This is a genomic window from Micromonospora rifamycinica (genome assembly GCF_900090265.1).
Taxonomy (GTDB): domain Bacteria; phylum Actinomycetota; class Actinomycetes; order Mycobacteriales; family Micromonosporaceae; genus Micromonospora; species Micromonospora rifamycinica.
In genome coordinates this window covers 4,504,992-4,523,662 of the sequence record NZ_LT607752.1, presented here as the reverse complement: position 1 = coordinate 4,523,662, position 18,671 = coordinate 4,504,992, and the positions used below count along the sequence as shown (strand labels likewise).

19 protein-coding genes are annotated in these 18,671 nt (G+C 72.0%); 14 read left to right on the top strand and 5 right to left on the bottom strand.

Annotated elements, in window-relative coordinates; genetic code table 11:
- Positions 1-24: 24 nt before the first annotated feature.
- From GA0070623_RS18930 to queC, 4 genes are all read right to left on the bottom strand, one after another.
- Positions 25-1,347 carry an ATP-grasp domain-containing protein gene (locus tag GA0070623_RS18930; RefSeq protein ID WP_067301093.1) on the bottom strand — a complete coding sequence of 441 codons (1,323 nt, stop codon included), beginning with the start codon at positions 1,345-1,347 and terminating at the stop codon, positions 25-27.
- Between the two features lie 275 nt (positions 1,348-1,622).
- Positions 1,623-1,979: a 6-carboxytetrahydropterin synthase QueD gene (gene queD, locus GA0070623_RS18925; protein WP_067301097.1), complete on the bottom strand. Its 357-nt coding sequence runs from the start codon at positions 1,977-1,979 to the stop codon at positions 1,623-1,625.
- On the bottom strand, positions 1,979-2,617 hold the full coding sequence (gene queE, locus GA0070623_RS18920; protein ID WP_067301252.1) for a 7-carboxy-7-deazaguanine synthase: 639 nt from the start codon (positions 2,615-2,617) through the stop codon (positions 1,979-1,981). The genes queD and queE overlap by 1 nt, the downstream gene beginning before the upstream one ends.
- 5 nt (positions 2,618-2,622) lie before the next feature.
- On the bottom strand, positions 2,623-3,327 hold the full coding sequence (queC, locus tag GA0070623_RS18915) for a 7-cyano-7-deazaguanine synthase QueC (protein WP_067301100.1): 705 nt from the start codon (positions 3,325-3,327) through the stop codon (positions 2,623-2,625).
- A 259-nt stretch (positions 3,328-3,586) separates the two neighbouring features.
- Here queC and GA0070623_RS18910 point away from each other — a divergent pair, with 259 nt between their 5' ends.
- The 12 genes from GA0070623_RS18910 to GA0070623_RS18855 all read left to right on the top strand — a co-directional run bounded on the left by GA0070623_RS18910 (position 3,587) and on the right by GA0070623_RS18855 (position 15,854).
- Positions 3,587-4,117, top strand: a complete 531-nt coding sequence (locus GA0070623_RS18910) for a flavin reductase family protein (RefSeq protein ID WP_067301104.1) — start codon at positions 3,587-3,589, stop codon at positions 4,115-4,117.
- 265 nt (positions 4,118-4,382) lie between these two features.
- Positions 4,383-4,754 carry a DUF485 domain-containing protein gene (locus GA0070623_RS18905; RefSeq protein ID WP_067301107.1) on the top strand — a complete coding sequence of 124 codons (372 nt, stop codon included), beginning with the start codon at positions 4,383-4,385 and terminating at the stop codon, positions 4,752-4,754.
- Positions 4,732-6,405 carry a solute symporter family protein gene (locus GA0070623_RS18900; RefSeq protein WP_067301110.1) on the top strand — a complete coding sequence of 558 codons (1,674 nt, stop codon included), beginning with the start codon at positions 4,732-4,734 and terminating at the stop codon, positions 6,403-6,405. The genes GA0070623_RS18905 and GA0070623_RS18900 overlap by 23 nt, the downstream gene beginning before the upstream one ends.
- Before the next feature lie 73 nt (positions 6,406-6,478).
- The gene (locus GA0070623_RS18895) at positions 6,479-7,456 is read left to right on the top strand and encodes an NAD-dependent epimerase/dehydratase family protein (protein ID WP_067301113.1); all 978 of its coding nucleotides are present in this window, start codon (positions 6,479-6,481) and stop codon (positions 7,454-7,456) included.
- Positions 7,457-7,533: 77 nt separating this feature from the next.
- The gene (locus GA0070623_RS18890) at positions 7,534-8,769 is read left to right on the top strand and encodes an LCP family protein (RefSeq protein WP_067301116.1); all 1,236 of its coding nucleotides are present in this window, start codon (positions 7,534-7,536) and stop codon (positions 8,767-8,769) included.
- A gap of 290 nt (positions 8,770-9,059) precedes the next feature.
- Positions 9,060-10,268, top strand: a complete 1,209-nt coding sequence (locus GA0070623_RS18885; protein ID WP_067301119.1) for an LCP family protein — start codon at positions 9,060-9,062, stop codon at positions 10,266-10,268.
- Positions 10,269-10,443: 175 nt separating this feature from the next.
- Entirely contained in the window at positions 10,444-11,412 is a 969-nt protein-coding gene (locus GA0070623_RS18880; protein ID WP_456320054.1) for an LCP family protein, read from the top strand.
- Between the two features lie 148 nt (positions 11,413-11,560).
- Positions 11,561-11,896: a rhodanese-like domain-containing protein gene (locus GA0070623_RS18875; protein WP_067301257.1), complete on the top strand. Its 336-nt coding sequence runs from the start codon at positions 11,561-11,563 to the stop codon at positions 11,894-11,896.
- A 10-nt stretch (positions 11,897-11,906) separates the two neighbouring features.
- Entirely contained in the window at positions 11,907-12,698 is a 792-nt protein-coding gene (locus GA0070623_RS18870; protein ID WP_067301122.1) for a glycerophosphodiester phosphodiesterase, read from the top strand.
- Between the two features lie 116 nt (positions 12,699-12,814).
- Positions 12,815-14,272, top strand: a complete 1,458-nt coding sequence (locus tag GA0070623_RS18865; protein WP_067301260.1) for an ATP-binding protein — start codon at positions 12,815-12,817, stop codon at positions 14,270-14,272.
- Positions 14,273-14,361: 89 nt separating this feature from the next.
- Complete coding sequence (locus GA0070623_RS18860; protein WP_231932847.1) at positions 14,362-14,775, top strand: ATP-binding protein; 414 nt, start codon at positions 14,362-14,364, stop codon at positions 14,773-14,775.
- Positions 14,776-14,972: 197 nt separating this feature from the next.
- Positions 14,973-15,854: a DUF5926 family protein gene (locus tag GA0070623_RS18855; protein WP_067301128.1), complete on the top strand. Its 882-nt coding sequence runs from the start codon at positions 14,973-14,975 to the stop codon at positions 15,852-15,854.
- 39 nt (positions 15,855-15,893) lie between these two features.
- Here the strand turns inward: GA0070623_RS18855 and GA0070623_RS18850 are convergent, their stop codons facing one another.
- The gene (locus GA0070623_RS18850; protein WP_067301131.1) at positions 15,894-17,111 is read right to left on the bottom strand and encodes an arginine deiminase; all 1,218 of its coding nucleotides are present in this window, start codon (positions 17,109-17,111) and stop codon (positions 15,894-15,896) included.
- A gap of 164 nt (positions 17,112-17,275) precedes the next feature.
- Between GA0070623_RS18850 and GA0070623_RS18845 the strand changes: the two genes are divergently transcribed.
- Positions 17,276-18,013 (top strand): hypothetical protein, encoded by a 738-nt coding sequence (locus GA0070623_RS18845; RefSeq protein WP_067301264.1) that lies wholly within the window; start codon positions 17,276-17,278, stop codon positions 18,011-18,013.
- Between the two features lie 178 nt (positions 18,014-18,191).
- Positions 18,192-18,650, top strand: coding sequence for a hypothetical protein (locus GA0070623_RS18840; protein ID WP_067301134.1), 459 nt, complete (start codon positions 18,192-18,194; stop codon positions 18,648-18,650).
- Positions 18,651-18,671 lie beyond the last annotated feature (21 nt).

Here is an 18,671-nt window from a genome sequence, read left to right as displayed (position 1 = left end):
CCGACCACCCTCCGCGGTGCCCGGTCAGCCGGCTTCGGCGAACCGCAACCGGACCCGGCGCAGCGTCTCCTCGTAGAGATAGGGGATCTCGGCCTGGTCGTTGCAGTGGTAGAAGACGTCGTAGCAGAACAGCCAGCGCTCCCGGCCACTCTGGACGTCACGCGGCGGCACGATCGTCCCGGGCTGCAGATACTCCAGGTCGAACGAGAACTCCGGCCGCTCCCGGCCCCACTCCAGCCCCTCGAAGCCGACGAACTCGCCCGCCTCGTGGGCGTTGACGAACACGCCGAGCAGGAAGCCACCCTTACGCGGGTAGTCGGTCGGCAGCGTCTCGCCCAACGCGAGCTTGAGCGTCATCTCCCGGGGATCGATCCCGAGGAACAGGTTCAGCATCTTCGGCACGCTGCCCCCGCCGATGCGGGAGTTCACCTCGATGATCCGGACCCGTTGACCGTCCCACTTGCACTCGACGTGGATGAAGGTGTCGTCCACCTCCAGCTTCGTCATCGCCTCCTGGAGCTGGCGATGGATCTCCGTCTCCTCCTCGGCGGACACGAACGGGGTGGGGCACAGGTTCGCCGTCTCGAAGTGGAAGTTGCCCTCCCGGTTGAACTTGTACTTCTCCTGGATCAGCAGGGGCACCAGCCGGCCGTGCTGGACGAACGCCTCGTACGACAGCTCCCGGCCCTCGGTGATGAACTCCTCGACCAGGATCTGCCGCCTCGGATCCCACACCTGGTCGCCGTCGTCGACGGGGTTGAGGTCCTGGTCCTCGGCGAGCGCCGCGAAGGTGCCGCCGATCACCTCGTGCGCGGCCTCCCGGTCCTGGACGAACCCGACGTAGCTGCTGGCCGCACCCCAGATCGGCTTCACCACGAAGGGCAGACCGATCTCCGCCACCAGCGCGTCGATCCGTTCCGGGGTGGCCTCGTCCGCGGAGAACACCGTGGCCCGCAACGGCATGGTGTCGGCGAGGACCCGGCGCAGCCTCGGCTTGATCCGGCAGTTCAGCTGGCCCACCATGCCGGGGAACGGCAGGCCCAGCCGCTGTGCGGCACCGAACTGCGCGGACCACGTCCGGTCCCCGATGATGGAGAAGCGCAGACCGTCCGCGGCGTACGGCGCGAGTGCCGCGGCGAGCGCGTCCGCCGAGAAGACGTCCTCGCAGACCACCACCTCGTCCGCCGCGTCGGCGAGCAGGGGCGCGGCCTCGGCGGTCGAGAGCACCAGGATGCGGTGCCCCAGCTTGCGCATCTGCTGCATCCGCAGGTGGAGCTCCGGCCACATCTCCAGGCCGGGCAGGGTGAGTTCGACGTAGTAGCGCGGAGCGCTGGTACCCGCAGGCATTGAGGTCACCTCTCAACGAACAGTCACGAACCCGCCCGCCGGACACATGCGGCCGGGAATCGGCGGCGTGGGACGAACGAGTCGGCGGCGGCGGCGCACAGGCGCGGGAGACAGGGCGGGAGGAGAGGTGCGTGCCGACCTCGACGCGGCACTGCCGCCGTTCCCCGTTCGGCGACGAGCCTACCCCGCCTGTCCCGGGGCGGCATCCTCGATGCTCGTCGGGCGGCCGGGCCGGGTGGCCGGGTCGGCGAACACCGCACCGCAGCGGGCCGGCGTCACCGCTCTCCCCGGTAGACGCAGCCGGAGGTGCAGGTCTCGCGGACCATCACCGCCGAGAGCGGGACCTGATCGGCCAGCCGGTCCCAGATCCAGCGGGCAAGCACCTCGCTAGTGGGGTTCTCCAGACCGGGCACCTCGTTGAGGTAGTGGTGGTCGAGCTGGTCGCGCAGCGGCGCGAAGGCCTTCTTGAGATCGCCGAAGTCCATCACCCACCCCGCCACCGGGTCGACGTCGCCCTCGACGTGCACCTGCACCCGGTACGAGTGGCCGTGCAGCCGGGCGCACTTGTGCCCGGCGGGCACGTGCGGCAGGCGGTGCGCGGCCTCGAAGGTGAACTCCCGGAAGATTTCCATCAGGCGATTCCTAGGTACTTGTGTGTCTGCAGACTCAACTGCCACTGCGGATGGTCGAGGCAGTACCGCACCGTGGCCTCGGTGTTGGCCACCCGGTCCGGACCGTCCATGGGCTGCAACAGGAAGTGCGCGAAGTCCAACTCCTCGAACCGGGTCGGCTCGGCACCGACCTGCGGATACACCAACTTGAGGTCGTGCCCGCGAGTGAGCACGAGGTCGGCCCCCGCCTTCGGGCTCACACAGATCCAGTCGAGTCCGGCCGGGGCGGGCCGGGTGCCGTTGGTCTCCACCGCGACCTCGAAACCCTCGTCGTGCAGGGCCTGCACGGCCGCCTCGTCGAGTTGCAGCAGCGGCTCACCACCGGTGCACACCACGTACGGGCGGCTGCGCGGGTGCCGCTGCCCCTGCCACGCCGCCGCCACCGCACCGGCCAGCTCGGCCGCCGAACGGAAACGACCCCCGCCGGGGCCGTCCGTGCCGACGAAGTCGGTGTCGCAGAACTGGCAGACGGCCCGGTGCCGGTCCTCCTCCCGCCCGGTCCAGAGATTGCAGCTGGTGAACCGGCAGAACACCGCCGGCCGACCGGCGTGGGTGCCCTCACCCTGCAACGTGTAGAAGATCTCCTTGACCCGGTACACCGGGTTCACCCGCCCGCCGGGGTCAGCGCCGGATCAACCAGGCCGAGCTCGGCGAAGCCACGGGCGCGCAGCAGGCACGAGTCGCACGTCCCGCACGCGCGCCCCTCGACCGGGTCGTAGCAGCTGTGCGTCCAGGCGTAGTCCACGCCCAGCTCCAGGCCCCGACGAATCGTCTCGGCCTTGGTCAACTGGATCAGCGGGGTGTGCACCCGCAGCCGCTGGCGGCCCTCGACGCCCGCCTTCGTCGCCAGGTTGGCCATCTGCTCGTAGGCGGCGATGTACTCCGGCCGGCAGTCGGGGTAGCCGCTGTAGTCGAGCGCGCTCACCCCGATGAACACGTCCGAGGCGTCCAGGGTCTCCGCCCACGCCAGGGCGAACGAGAGGAAGATCGTGTTCCGCGCCGGCACGTAGGTGACCGGGATGTCGGTGCCGAGGTCGTCCGCGCTGTCGTGGTGCGGCACCGCGAGCGCGTCGTCGGTCAGCGCCGAGCCGCCGAACACGCGCAGGTCGATGTCGGCGATCACGTGCCGGGCCGCGCCGAGCCGCTCCGCCACCCGCCGGGCGGCGTCGAGCTCCACCGTGTGTCGCTGACCGTAACGGAAGCTCAACGCGTAGGCCTCGTAACCCTCGTGCACCGCCATCGCGAGCACCGTGGCGGAGTCGAGCCCTCCGCTGAGCAGCACCACAGCCTTGCGCTTCGCCGCAGACATCTGCCGGCCTCCGCCTTCCCCTCGCGTCGGCGGCACCGTGCCGCCCACTTCCGAAGCCCTGTCGCGGGGAAGCACCCCCGAACCCGGCTACTCTACGCAACTGACCACGGGCAAGAGTACTGGGCTCGGCTCCGGACGACCGTCGCGGCCGTGGCCCACGGCCGGGACCGCCGACCCGACCCCGGGCCGGGACCGGGCCGGGACCGCCGCCACGACCCCGGGGCGGACCTGCCGCACCCGACGGGACGGCGGAGCCACAATGTTTCACGTGAATCCAAACCCGGGCGCCGAGATCCACCACACCGACCCGTTCGCGGTGCCGGCCGACCAGCGTTCACCGGCACGCCGGCTGCGCGGCCGGCTGGCCGCGTCGGTGACGCTCTGGACGGCTCCCGGGCCGGCCGGGCTGACCGTGTCGTCAACCCTGGTCGCCGAGGGGGAGCCGGACCGGCTGCTCGGGCTGGTCGACCCCGAGGCCGACCTGTGGACGGCGATCGAGGACGCCGGCCGGTTCGCGGTGGCCCCGCTCGGGCCGCCCCACCGGCAGCTCGCGGACCGGTTCGCCGGGCTCTTCCCCTCGCCGGGTGGACTGTTCGCCACCGACGCGTGGACCGACACGCCCTACGGGCCGGTGCCCGCCGACGCCGGAAGCTGGGCCGGCTGCCGCCTCGACACCGCCCGGGAGTACGGCTGGGCACTCCTGGTCGAGGCGACCATCGAGACGGTCGAGATCGTCACCGACACCCCGCCCCTCCTGCACCACCGGGGCCGCTACCACCAGCTTCCCTGACCGGCCCCGCCCGCGCGGGGCCGGGGTGGCGTCGCAGTGTCACCGATACAGCGGCATCCTGGCCGGCGGATACCGCAACCTCGGCCCAGGTGGGTGGATCAACGTGCGGTCCGCCCGGTGAGCGGGGTGACGCGGGTCACTGGGCGCAGGCGGGGGACCGTTCGGCGCAGCGGGCTGCCGGGATCGATCTCGACCTTTCCCGGCAGGCAGTGGGCTATCTACGGTGCGCGAAACCCCCAATGCCTGTGAAGGTGGTGATCCACAGATGTCCACGGACACACCCCCGCCCGCCCCCGCCGAGTCGGTGGCGGAGCGTTACCTGGCCGTACAACGGTCGGACGAGTTCGCCGGGTTGCGTCGCGCGCTGCGCAGCTTCGTCTTCCCGATGACCGTCGCGTTCTTCCTGTGGTACGCGCTCTACGTGATCCTCTCCGCCTACGCGCGGGACTTCATGGGCACGAAGCTCTTCGGCAGCAACATCAACGTGGCGCTGGTCTTCGGCCTGCTCCAGTTCGTCTCGACGTTCCTCATCGCCTGGCTCTACTCGCGGTACGCCGACCGGAAGCTCGACCCGACCGCCGACCGGATCCGCGCCGAGATGGGGGAGGTGACCCATGAACACGGTCCTCGCGGCTGAGGCGGGTGGCGGCACCGCCCGCAACCTGACCATCACGCTGTTCCTGGTCTTCGTGGCGGTGACCCTGGCGATCACCATCTGGGCCAGCCGGCAGACCAAGACGGCCACCGACTTCTACGCCGGCGGCCGGTCCTTCTCCGGTTTCCAGAACGGCATGGCGATCGGCGGCGACTACATGTCGGCCGCGTCGTTCCTCGGCATCGCCGGCATCATCGCGCTGTACGGCTACGACGGCTTCCTCTACTCGATCGGCTTCCTGGTCGCCTGGCTGGTGGCGTTGCTGCTGGTCGCCGAGCTGTTGCGCAACTCCGGCCGGTACACGATGGCCGACGTGCTGGCGTTCCGGATGCGCCAGCGCCCGGTGCGTACGGCGGCGGCGGTGTCGACCATCACCGTGTCGATCTTCTACCTGCTGGCCCAGATGGTCGGCGCGGGCGCCCTGGTCGCGCTGCTGCTCGGGATCAAGCCGGGCACCACCTTCCTGGGCATGGACGCCGACACCGCCAAGGTGGCCACCATCATCATGGTCGGCGCCCTGATGATCATCTACGTGACCGTGGGTGGCATGAAGGGCACCACGTACGTCCAGATCGTCAAGGCGTTCCTGCTGATGACCGGCGCGCTGGTGATGACCGTGCTGGTGCTGGCGAAGTACAACTTCAACCTGTCGGCGCTGCTCGGTGACGCCGCCGCCACGTCGGGCAAGGGCGACGCGTTCCTCGAACCCGGGCTGCGGTACGGCGTCGAGGTGGCCGGCAACGCCACCCAGACCTTCTACAACAAGATGGACCTGCTGTCGCTGGGCATCGCCCTGGTGCTCGGCACCGCCGGCCTGCCGCACATCCTGATCCGCTTCTACACCGTGCCGACCGCCAAGGCGGCCCGCAAGAGCGTGCTCTGGGCGATCGGCATCATCGGCACCTTCTACCTGTTGACCCTGGCCCTGGGCTTCGGCGCGGCGGCGCTGGTCGGCGGCAAGGAGATCGTCGCGCAGGACAAGGCCGGCAACACCGCCGCGCCACAGCTCGCCGAGGAACTGGGCAGGTCGTTCCTCGGCGGCGACCTGGGCGGGGCGACCCTGCTGGCGATCATCGCGGCGGTGGCCTTCGCCACCATCCTCGCGGTGGTCGCCGGGCTGACCCTGGCGTCGTCGTCCAGCCTGGCGCACGACTTCTATGCCAACGTCATCAAGAAGGGGCAGACCTCCGAACGCCAGGAGGTCCGGGTGGCCCGGATCTCGGCCCTGGTCATCGGCGCGGTCTCGATCGCCCTGTCGATCTACGCGCAGAGCCTGAACGTGGCCTTCCTGGTGGCGCTGGCGTTCGCGGTGGCCGCCTCGGGCAACCTGCCGGCGATCCTCTACAGCCTGTTCTGGAAGCGGTTCAACACCTCGGGCGCGGTCTGGGCGATCTACGGTGGCCTGGTCTCCGCCGTGTTCCTGGTGTTCTTCTCGCCGGTCGTCTCCGGCGCGCCGACCTCGATGTTCCCGGACCACGACTGGCAGTGGTTCCCGCTGTCGAACCCGGGCCTGCTGTCCATCCCGTTCGGGTTCCTCTGCGGCTGGATCGGCACGCTCATCTCCAAGGAGCACGACGAGGACAAGTACGCCGAGTTGGAGGTGCGCGCCCTCACCGGCGCGGGAGCGCACTGACCGACCGGCACCAGGAGGCCCCCGCCGCGACCTGTCGCGGCGGGGGTCCCCGCCGCTGAGTAGGCTGGCCGCCATGAAGGTTGCCCAGCGGTTCGGAAGCGGTCACCGCGTCCTCGTCACCGGCGGCGCCGGGTTCGTGCCGTCGCACCTGGTGGACGCCCTGATCGGGCGCGGGTGCACGGTGGTCGCGCTGGACAACTTCGTCACCGGCTCCAAGGACAACGTCGCCCACCTGGCGGAGCACCCGCGCTTCACCCTGGTCGAGGCGGACATCTCCGACGGCCTGCCCACCCACCACCCGGCGTTGGCCGCGCGGTTCGACGCGATCCTGCACATGGCGTCCCCGGCCAGCCCGACCGACTTCGCGAAGCTGCCGGTGGAGATCCTCCGGGTCGGGTCGGTGGGCACCCTGCACCTGCTCGACCGGGCGACGGCCGACGCGGCCCGCTTCCTGATGGCCTCCACCTCCGAGGCGTACGGGGATCCGAAGGAGCACCCGCAGCGGGAGACGTACTGGGGCAACGTCAACCCGATCGGGGTGCGCAGCGTCTACGACGAGGCGAAGCGCTTCTCCGAGGCGGCCACCATGGCGTACCACCGCAGCCGGGGGCTGGACGCGGCGATCGTCCGGATCTTCAACACCTACGGCCCCCGGATGCGCCCGGACGACGGCCGGGCCATCCCGACCTTCATCTCCCAGGCGCTGCGCGGCGAGCCGATCACCGTGCACGGCACCGGTGAGCAGACCCGGTCGATCTGCTACGTCGACGATCTGGTGCGCGGCATCCTGCTGCTGCTCGACTCGACGGAGACCGGCCCGATCAACTGCGGCACCGAACACGAGCTGACCATGCGGCAACTCGCCGAGACGATCGTGTCACTCTCCGGCAGCACCTCGCAGGTGACCTACGTCACCCGCAGCTCGGACGACCCGGAGATGCGCCGCCCCGACCTGACCCTCGCCCGGGACCTGCTGGGATACCAGCCGACGGTCTCGCCCGAAGACGGCCTGCGACGCACCATCGACCATTTCCGCGACCGGCTAGGGTAGCTCCCCCACGCCACGCGGGGCACCGGGCGCGCTTCACCTTCAGCGAACGCTCGACCCGCCTACGTACGCTGAAACGCATGTCAGCGACCTCGTCAGCCGGCGCCTCGCTCCCGTACCTCCACCGCAGCGCGGGCCGTGCCCCGGTGCCCGGCTCCGACCGGGGCGCCACCGGGCGCACCCGGCAGTCCGACGCGCAGTGGTACCCGTCGTACCAGGACGACCAGCCCCGGTCGGGCGGACCGGGCGGCCCCGGCACACCCGCCGGGCCGGGTGGGCCGGGGAACTACGGCCGGCGCGGGCCGCGTCCGCGCTGGGGCCGGATCGCCCTGGTGGCCGGCGTGACGGTGCTGGTGGTGGCGTTGCTCGGCGGGATCGGGGCCTGGTTCTACACCCGCAACCTCAACGACGACCTGGCCCGCACCGACCCGTTCTCGGAGATCACCGGCGGTCGACCCGCGAAGCCGGTCGAGGGGGCGCTCAACATCCTGCTGGTCGGCACGGACTCGCGGGATCCGGACGCCGCGGTCGACAAGCCGGGCGAGTGGCGGGCGGACACGCTGATCGTCATGCACATCCCGGCCGACCACAAGGAGGCCTACCTGGTCTCCGTCCCGCGTGACCTGTACGTGCCGATTCCCGAGAGCGCGGGCGCGGCCTGCGACTCCGGTCGGCGCGCCAAGATCAACGCCGCGTTCGCCTTCGGTGGCCTGCCGCTGGCGGTACGCACCGTGGAGTGCTTCACCGACGTCCGGATCGACAACGTGATGGCGATCGACTTCGGTGGCTTCAAGGAGGTCACCGACGCGGTGGGCGGGGTCGACCTGAAGGTGGAGCAGAGCATCACCTCGATCCACAAGCCGTACCGGAAGTTCACCAAGGGCACCATGCACATGGACGGCGCCACCGCGCTGGACTGGATCCGGCAGCGCAAGCAGTTCCCCCAGGGCGACTTCGCCCGGATGCGGCACCAGCAGGAGTTCCTGCGGGCGCTGCTGGACAAGGCGGCGAGCACCGGCACCCTGACCAACCCCAAGAAGCTGAACGCGTTCCTCCAGTCGGTGACCGACGCGGTGACCGTGGACAACGACTTCTCCCTCGCCGACATGGCCATCCAGTTCCGCAATCTGCGCGGCGAGAACCTGACCTTCCTCACCAGCCCGAACACCGGCAGCGACACCATCAACGGGGAGTCGGTGGTGGTGTCCGACCGGACGAAGGCGCTGGCGATGTACCAGGCGATGTCCGCCGACACCATGGCGGACTGGGTGGCGGCCAACAACCAGAAGAAGGGCGCCACGGGCACCGGGAACTGACCGCCGCCGGGGTGGGGACGGCCCTGACGGTTCACCCTGCCGGTGCGGGGAACGGGTCGGCGTCGATGCCGATGTGTCCGGCAGATGTCGACGAACGTCATCAGAGGTCATTTCCCGACCGCTTGATCATCGAACGCCAACGGCCGTCCGGGCGGACAGCATGACCCGAAAGGATGAATTCCGAAGGTAAAGGTCGGTTTCCCTGGGATTTGTGCGTGTGACGACCTCGCCTAGCCGGGAAGCGGTACGTAAAGTGGTCCCGCCCCCCGATCACGCGAGCTGGAGCACGCATGCCGGTTCAGACCAGCCCCCGCCCCACGTCGCTGAGCGCCGACCCCTACCGGGCGTCGGCCGCCGTCCCCTCACCGGGCGGTCGCGGCGGTCGGCCCTCCACGACGGCCCGCAAGCGCACCCGGCGCAAGGATCCGCTCTGGGCGCGGCTGACCGTGGTCTTCGGCGCGGTGCTGATGCTGACCAGCGGCGTGGCGATCGTCGGCAGCAAGGCGCTGATCAGCCAGGCCACCGGCAACATCGCCCAGCGCAACCTGCTCGGCGGGGCGGGCAAGACCGAGGCCGAGGGCGGTGCCAACCTGGACGGCCCGATCGACATGCTGCTGCTCGGCGTGGACGCCCGGGAGCGCTGGGCCGCCGACGACGTCCGGTCGGACAGCATCATCGTGCTGCACATCCCGGCCAGCCACGACCAGGCGTACCTGATCTCGATCCCCCGGGACACCGAGGCGCAGATCCCGGCGTTCAAGAAGAGCGGTTTCAAGGGCGGCACCGACAAGATCAACGCGGCGTTCCAGGCCGGCGCCCGCAACGGCGGCGGCTGGGAGGGCGGCGCGCAGCTGATGGCCCAGACCATCAAGAACATGACCGGGGTCAGCTTCGACGGTGCCGCGATCATCAACTTCGGTGGCTTCAAGAACGTCATCGACACCCTCGGCACGGTGCGTATCTGCGTCAGCCACGAGGTGAAGTCGCACCACATGATGATCGTGGACGGCAAGCAGATGTGGAACGCCGACGCCAAGAAGACCGGCCGGCCGATGACCCCGGTGGTCTACAAGAAGGGCTGCCGGGAGATGAACGGCCTCCAGGCGCTCGACTACTCGCGGCAGCGCTACGGCCTGCCGAACAGCGACTACGACCGGCAGCAGAACCAGCAGCAGCTGATCAAGGCGATGGCCCGCAAGGCGACCGACAAGGGCATGCTGACCAACCCGGTGAAGGTCAACCAGCTGATCAAGGCGGCCGGCAAGGCGTTCATCCTGGACACCGGCGGCGTGCCGGTCGCGGACCTGGTCTTCACCATGCGCGGGGTGACCGCCAACGAGTTGACCATGCTGCGCACCAACGGCGGCACGTTCAACGGCAACGCCAACAACCGGGAGGCGCTCAGCCAGCAGACCCTGGACATGTTCCAGGCGATCAAGGAAGACAAGCTGGCCGAGTTCGTCTACGCCAACCCGAGCGTGCTGTCCACCCGCAAGTGACCCGCCGGTAGTCCCGGCGAACCGGCCCGGCGCTCGGCCGCCCCGCCGTAGCCTGACGTGAGAACTATTCACGTTGAGCCACGGGGAGGACGTCACGGCCAGGTCAGCACGGTCCGACCGAGGGCGGGGCACCCCGTCCCCCGGCCGGCGCGGGGTCCGCCCCCGCTGGTCGCGGGTGCTGCTCGGCGTCGGCCTGGCCCTGGTGCTGCTCGCCGGCCTCGCCGTGGTCGGGGTACGGCTGCTCGCCCACCGCTACGACCGGACGGTCAGCAGGGAGCAACTGCTCGCCCCGGACTCCCGGCAGGCCCGCACCGAGCTGGACGCCGGCCTGAACTACCTGGTCGTCGGCTCCGACCGTCGCGCCGGAGCGCAGCAGGCGGACCAGCGTTCCGACACCATCCTCATCGTGCACCTTCCGCCCGGCCTGCGGCAGGCGTACCTGATCTCCGTTCCCCGCGACCTGCTGGTCGCCATTCCGCCCGACGGCGCCGGCTACGGCGGGGGGCAAGACAAGATCAACGCGGCGTACGAGCACGGCGGCGGCGGGGAGGGTGGCACCCGCCTGCTCTCGGCCACCCTGACCCGGCTCACCGGCATCCGCTTCGACGGTGCCGCGCTCGTCGACTTCGCCGGCTTCCGGAAGGTCATCGACCTGCTGGGCGGCGTCCGGATGTGCGTCGACACCGAGGTCCGGTCGATCCACACCGGGACCACCTTCCCGGTCGGCTGCCAGCAGATGGACGGCGCCAAGGCGCTGGACTACGCCCGGCAGCGCTACGACCTCCCGAACGGCGACTACGACCGGCAACGGCACCAGCAGCAGATGCTGCGGGCGATGCTGGACCGGGCCGCCCAGTCCCACCTGCGCAGCGATCCGGTGCAGCTGGACCGGGTGCTGCGGGCGGTCGGCGGCTCGCTCACCGTCGACACCAACGGCGTACCCCTGGACGAACTGCTCTTCGCCCTGCGCTCGCTGCCCGCCGACGCGCTGCACGGGGTGCAGCTGCCGTCGTATCCGCAGACCATCGACGGCATCTCGTACGTGGTGCTCGACCAGGGTGGCGGCGGGCTCTTCGACGCCGTCCGCACCGACCGGCTGCCCGACTGGTCCCGGGCCAACCCCCGCTGGGTCAACCAGCTGTGACCGCCACCCCGGTCGCCGTCCCCACCGTCGGCCCGGCGCGCTGCGCGCCTGCCCCACCGCCGGCCCGACCCGCCGACGGCACCTCCACCGCCGCCACGCCGACCGCCGGGATGCCGTCGCCGGCACCGAGGATCTAGGCTTGGTGACCGTGTTCGGATCCCAGGTTCCCAGCGTCCCCGTGACCGCGATCGACGACGACACCTACCTGCTCGACGTCCGCGAGGACGACGAGTGGGCGGCGGGCCACGCGCCCGGTGCCCACCACGTGCCGATGATGGAGCTGCCGGCCCGGCTCGCCGAGGTGCCCACCGACCGCGAGGTCGCGGTGATCTGCCGCTCCGGCGGGCGCTCCGCCCAGGTGGTCGGTTACCTGCTCGGCAACGGCTGGGAGCAGGTGCGCAACGCCGACGGCGGCATGCGGCAGTGGGTGGCCGTCGGTCGGCCGGTGGTCACCGGGGACGGGCAGCCCGGCCAGGTCATCTGAGCGTCGGCAGATGGGCGATCCCCTGGTCTTCGCGCACCGTGGCGCGTCGGCCGACCTTCCCGAGCACACCCTGGCGGCCTACCTGCGGGCGCTCGACGAGGGCGCCGACGGGCTGGAGTGCGACGTCCGGCTGACCCGCGACGGGCACCTGGTCTGCGTACACGACCGGCGGTTGAACCGGACCAGCAACGGTCACGGCCTGGTCAGCGCCCGCACCCTGGCCGAGCTGGAGGCGCTGGACTTCGGCTCCTGGCACCCCGGGTGCACGCCGGCCGACGGCGACGGGTCGCCGGACGACGCGCACACCCGGCTGCTCACCCTGGACCGGCTGCTGACCGCCGTCCGGGCCGCCGGCCGCCCGGTCCGGCTGCTGGTGGAGACCAAGCACCCGTCCCGCTACCGGGGGGACGTCGAGCGCCGGCTGGTCACCCTGCTGCGTCGGCACGGGCTGGCCGAGCCGGCCCCCGACGAGCCGGTCCAGGTCACCGTGATGTCCTTCTCCCCGCTGGCGGTCCGCCGGGTCCGCGAGCTGGCCCCGGCGCTGCCGACGGTGCTGCTGCTGGAGGTGCTGCCCCGCTGGCTGCGGCTCGGGCGGCTGCCGTTCGGGGCACGGATCGCCGGGCCGGGCATCGGCCTGGTCCGGTCCCGCCCGGAGCTGGTCCCCGCGCTGCGGGCCGCCGGCCACCAGGTGTACGTCTGGACGGTCAACGAACCGACCGACCTGGCGCTGGTCCTCGACGCCGGGGTGGACGGGGTGATCACCGACCGGCCCGCGCACACCCTGGCCCGGCTCGGCCGGTGACGCCCGACTCCCGGCCGGACCAGGCCGGCACCGACCGGTCGGGTCGGCACCGGATGCCGGAGCGGACCGACCCCCGGGGGGTGCCCGAAGGGCGTCGCACGGGGCACACTCGGGGCATGCCGGAACGCCCCGATCTCGCCGCCCTCATCGCCGACCACGGCGCGGTGATCGAGATGATCAATTCGGGTGAGGCCGGGCTGCCGGTGCTCACCGCGCTGCTCCAGGCGGCCCGGCCCGCGCTCGGCGCGGCCTGCGTGGCGTTCGTCGAGTTCACCCCCACCGGCGGCCAGGTGATCGCCGCCAGCGGCTGCGCCGAATGGGCCATCGGCCGCCCACTGCCCGCCTCCGACCCGGCCACCGTCTGCCTGCTCACCGGCCCCCGGGTCCGCCAGACCCGGCTGGACCACCTGGACGGCCCGCTCGCCGGGGAATTGGCCGCCCGCGGCCTGCGCCGCATGGTCGTCGCCCGCGCCGAACTCAACGGGCTCACCGTCGGCAGCCTGCACGCCCTCTACCCCGACGACGACGAGTCCGAGAACCGGGTCCAGCACGCCACCCTCGGCTACCTCGCCTCCTGCATCGCCCACATGTACGGCGACCAGAGCGGCCTGCCGGTGCACGGCGACGGCCCGGTGGTCGCGGCGCTCGCCGACGGCCTGGCCGTGGTCGACCGGGACGGCCGGGTCCGGCTGTGGAACCCCGCGGCCGTCGAGGTCACCGGCCGCACCGCCGGCGAGGCGATGAACCGGCCGCTGCCGTTCCCGCTCCCGGCCGCCGGCCAGGTGCTCGACCACCAGCTCGCGGACGGGCAGTGGCTGCGGATCACCGCCGGCGAGCTGGCCGGCCCGGGCATGCTCCGGGTGGTCACCTTCCGCGACATCACCGACCAGCAGCGCCGCGACTCCGACCGCGACCTCTTCGTCGCGGTCACCAGCCACGAGCTGCGCACCCCGGTCACCGTCATCAAGGGGTACGCGGACACCCTCACCGACCACTGGGAGTCGCTGACCGACCACGACCGGCGGCAGGCGGCCCGGGTGATCGGTCAACGGGCCAACGAACTGGCCCGGCTGGTCGACCGGCTGCTCACCTCGGCCACCGACGTGCGCCCCAGCGACGGGCCGGCCGTCCCGTTCGACCTCGGCGAGGCGCTGCACGCGGCGGTCCTGGACCTCCCCGGCGACCTGCGCCGCCGGCTGCTGCTGAGCATCCCGGCCGACCTGCCCAAGACCCTCGGGGACCGGCACCGGCTGACCACCGTGCTGACCGAGCTGTGCACCAACGCGGGAAAGTGGTCGCCGACCGACTCCCCCATCGAGGTGGTGGCGACGGCTGACAGCCGGACCGTGGCGTTCCGGGTGGCCGACCGGGGGGTGGGGATCCGGCCGGAACACGCCGAACGCGCCTTCGACCGGTTCTGGCAGGGCGAGTCCGGGGACCGCCGGGGCTATCCGGGTGCCGGACTCGGCCTCTATCTCGTCCGCCGGATCGTTGAACAGCAAAATGGATGGGTATCCCTACGTCCACGAGACGGTGGCGGTACCGTCGCAGAGGTGCGGCTGCCGCGCCGGTGACCTGCCCGGGGTGGGCCGGTGACGCGCCGGCGGGCACGGGCCGAGAAGGAGCCGGGGTGTCGACAGGACGAGTCGATCGTTCGTGGTGCGTGGTGGTCCCCCACCACGCCACCGGAGCGCGGCTGGCCCGGCACCGGCTCGCCGACGAACTCGCCGGACTGGTCCCCCCGGCGCTCCTCGCCGACCTGGTGGCCGTCCTGGCCGAGCTGGTCGGCAACGCGGTCCGGCACGCCGACCCGCTGCCCGGCGGGGTGGTCCGGGTCGCCTGGCGGTTGCGGCCCGGCCGGACGGGTCCGCTCCTGTCGGTCCGGGTGACCGACGGCGGCGCCGAGGCCGGACCACGGATGCGGGCCGCCGGGACGGACGCCGTCGACGGGCGGGGTCTGCACATCGTCGCCGGGCTGGCCAGCCGCTGGGGGGTCGACCGGGACGGTCTGGGGCAGAGCGTCTGGGCCGAGTTCGACCCGGCCGACTGCCGGCCGGACCTGATCCCCGCCGGCTGACCGCAGACCAGATCCGAGCCCGCTCGGCCGGGCGTGATCCCATCCGGCCGGGCCTGAGCCCGCCCGGGCCGGGCCGTGGGGCGGGTCCTGCCCGGGCCGTGGGGCGGGTCCTGGCCGGGCCGTGGGGCGGGTCCTGGCCGGGCCGTGGGGCGGGTCCTGCCCCCACGGTCGACGGTCGGGCTCTAGGCTGTCTCGCCGTGAGCAAGCGTCGAAAGAACCAGCGCGTCGAGGCCGCTCCCCGCCGGGAGAAGATCCGGGACGTCTTCGTCCCCCGTCCGTTCGAGGGGTTGGCGGACGAACCGGAGTGGATCGCCCTGCGCGAACTCGTGCCGGCCGCCTCCGCGCCGCTGCGGCTCACCCCCGAACTGGTCGAGGAGCACGGCGACCGGCCGGTCACCCTGGCCACCGTGCTGCCGATGGCCGCCCCGGCGATGACCAAGCCGGACGGTCGGGTGTTCATCGGTCTCCAGCGGCACCAGCAGTCCGGCGACGTCTCCCGGGACCTGGCCGAGGCGCTGCTCTGCGCGTTGCGCACCGAGCCGGGCGGGCAGGTGACGGTGCCGCCGCTGCCCGGCCCCGGCCCCCGCCTCCAGGACATCCTGGTCGACGCCCCGCTGGACGTCACCATGCACGAGGGTTTCGACTTCTGGCTCGACCCCGGCGCGGCCGACGACCCGACCGTGCAGGCGTCCCTGGAACGGGCGAACGCGGCGATCTACCCGACCGTCAGGCTGGCCGCGGCGCGGGCCGCCTACTGGTGCCGGGTGCCGGAGAAGGCACACGTGCGCTGGGTGCTCGGCGACGACGAGGACGCCGCGTTGGACACGCTCTCCCGGCTCTCCGCCTCGGGTGCGCTCACCCTGGGCGAGGGCACGAGGTTCGCCGGCATGTTCCGGGCGCACGGCCGTCTGGTGCCGGTCTGGGACCTGCCCGAGGACACCCCGGCCGCCGAGTGGGAGGAGCCGGTCGCCGCGTTCGCCGAGCGGTACGCCGACGCGCTGACCGAGAAGGAGCCGCTGGACGCCGCCGGGCGCCGGGCGCGGCAGGGGCTGCTCGGCCGCCAGCTCACCCTGCGCTGAGCGCCGGCGGGCCGCCCGGGCGGTGCGGCCGCCGCCGGCTCAGGCGGCCGGTGGGCGTAGTGGCTCGCGGACCAGCGGACAGGACATGCAGCGGGGGCCACCCCGGCCGGAGCCGAGCTCCGAACCCGCGATCGGGATGACCTCGATGCCGGCGCGTTCGAGCTGGGCGTTGGTCTCCACGTTGCGTTCGTAGCCGACGCAGAGCCGGGGGGCCAGGGCGAGGGTGTTGTTGCCGTCGTCCCACTGCTCACGTTCGGCGGTCACCGGGTCCAGCCCGGTGTCGATGACCCGGAGCTGGTCGAGGTCCATCGCGTCGGCCGCCGCGCGCAGGAACGGCGCGGGGCCGTCCACCCGGGGCTCGCCGTCCGGGCCGGCGACCACCGTGTACGCCGACAGCGTGCTGGCCACGTTGGGGTACATCAGCACCGCGTCGACGTCGACCATGGTGCAGACGGTGTCGAGGTGCATGGTGGCCCGTTCCTGGGCGATGGGCACCACCAGCATGGTGTGCACGAGGCCGGCGGCGAAGACCTGCCGGGCCAGTCGTTCGGCACCCGCCGGGGTGGTCCGCTCACCCACCCCCACGGCGAGCACCCCGGGGGCGAGCAGCAGCACGTCGCCGCCTTCGAGGTGCTCCAGGCCGGGGTGGTAGACGGTCCGGGTGCCGACGAAGCGCGGATGGTAGCGGTAGATCGCGTCGGTCAGCGTGGTCTCCCGGCGACGGGCCGGCATGGCGAGGCTGGTCACCCCGACCCGGTCGCCGATCCACAGTGACGAGTCCCGGGTGAAGAGCAGGTTGGGCAGCGGGTCGATGACGAAGTCGTGCCGGTCCATCATCGTCCAGACCAGACCGCCGGGGCGCTCGGGGCTGATCCGCAGCTCCTCGTGGGCCAGGCCGGCGGTGAGCACGTCGGCGAGGGCGGCGGGATCGAGGTAGGCGAGGTGGTCGGCGACCCGCCGGCGCAGGGTGTCGCCCAGCCGGGGCGAGCTGAGCACCTGCTCGGTGAGCTCCGCGCGGGCCTCGGCGACGGCGAGCGTCTCGGCGAGCAGGGTGGCGAGGTAGAGCACCTCGACGCCGCGCCCGCGCAGCTCGGCCGCGAAGGCGTCGTGCTCCTCCTGTGCCCGGCCGACCCATGGGATAGCGTCGAAGAGCAACGAGTCGTTGTTGCGGGGGGTGAGGCGGGCAAGTTCCGGGCCCGGCCGGTGCAACAGCACCGTGCCGAGTCGACCGACCTCGCTGTCCACGTAGTGGGTCACCCCCGCAGCGTAGGGCAGTGGTGAAGGGTGTTCAGCGGAAGAATCGGGGATGAATATGGCATTCATCCGCACTCATTCCGGCGCTCCAACTTGCCGTACCCCCACAGTGGCGACGTAGGGTAGTGAGAACATAACTTTCGAGGGACCTTTTGCCGGAGGTCGCGATGACTGTCTTTCCCGCTCGTCGAGCCGTACCCACCCGGGCACTGCCGCCCGTGGCGGTGCCGCACCCCCGTCCCGACGGGTCGGCGACACTCGACCCGGCCCGGCCGACCCCGCTGGAGTGGGCCCGTCGTCGCCGGGCCGAGCGGGGTGCCCGCCGGCTGGAGGCCGCCGGTGCCCGGGCGCTCGGTCAGCTCGACCACCTCGGTCCCGCGTGGCACGTGGTCGAGTGGCCCCGCACCGACGTCTCGGACATGCTGCGCGACCACGGGCAGGAGGACCGCGCCGGTTTCCTCGCCATCGGTCCCAGCGGGCTCTTCGCGGTCAGCATCGCCGACCACGGCCGAGCCCGGGTGCTGGTCGCCGGGGACGTGGTACAGATCAACGGCAAGCGCCCGCCGTACGTGGCCGAGGCCCGACGGGACGCCAAGCGGGCGAGCAAGGCCCTCACCGAGGCCGTCGGCCTGCCGATCCCGGTGACCCCGGTGCTGACCTTCGTCGGCTCCGGCGTCATCAGCGTCTACGGCCTGCCGAAGGACTGCATGATGGCGACCCACCGGGAGCTGGACCGCCTCCTCGTCGCCGGTGGCAACCGGATCAGCCCGGCCACCGCCGAGAAGCTCTCCCGGGTCGCCCAGGCACCACAGACCTGGCACAACGGCACCTACCGTCCCGCCGGCGACTACCGGTGGTACGACGAGGGCCGAACGGCCGCTGACAAGCAGGCGGGTCGCCGGTAACGTCACCGACGACGCCCCGCGGCACCGGTCCCCGCGACACTCCGGTCCGCGCCGTCGCCGGCCGCCCACCCGGGCACCCGCACCACCACCCACCGGCGGCTGGTGACTCCAGCGCGGTCGGCGACCGTCACGAAGACCGGCTAGCGTGGACAGACCGTCGGTGTACCTAGGAGGCGCGGTGGCCCACGTCGAACTCTCGCTCTCGGACGTGTTCGTGCCGGCCGCACGCACGCCGACAGAGCCGGGGGGCGACAACGTCGGGACGTGGTCGGCCACCGTCTCGCACGCCGACGAGCCCTGCCTGCTCATCGACGCCGGCACCCGGGTGGTGGCCATCTCGGCCGCCGGCTGCGAGCTGCTCTGCCTCGGCGCTCCCGAGGCCGTCGTCGGGCTGCCGCTGCTCGAAGGGGGCCTGCGGCTGCTCGACTTCACCGCCGCCCGGCACGAGCTGCCGGAGCAGGAGACCGACAAGATCCCCCCGCTGCTCGCCCTGCACTCCGGCCGGCTGGCCCGGGGGCTGCTCAGGGTGCAGCCCGCCGGGGACGACAGCACCTACGCGACAGTGGACGCCATCTCCACGCCGGTGCTCACCGAGGGGTCGGTCTCCGGCTCACTCACCTTCTTCTCCGCGATCTGACCACGCCCGAATCCCCCGAGG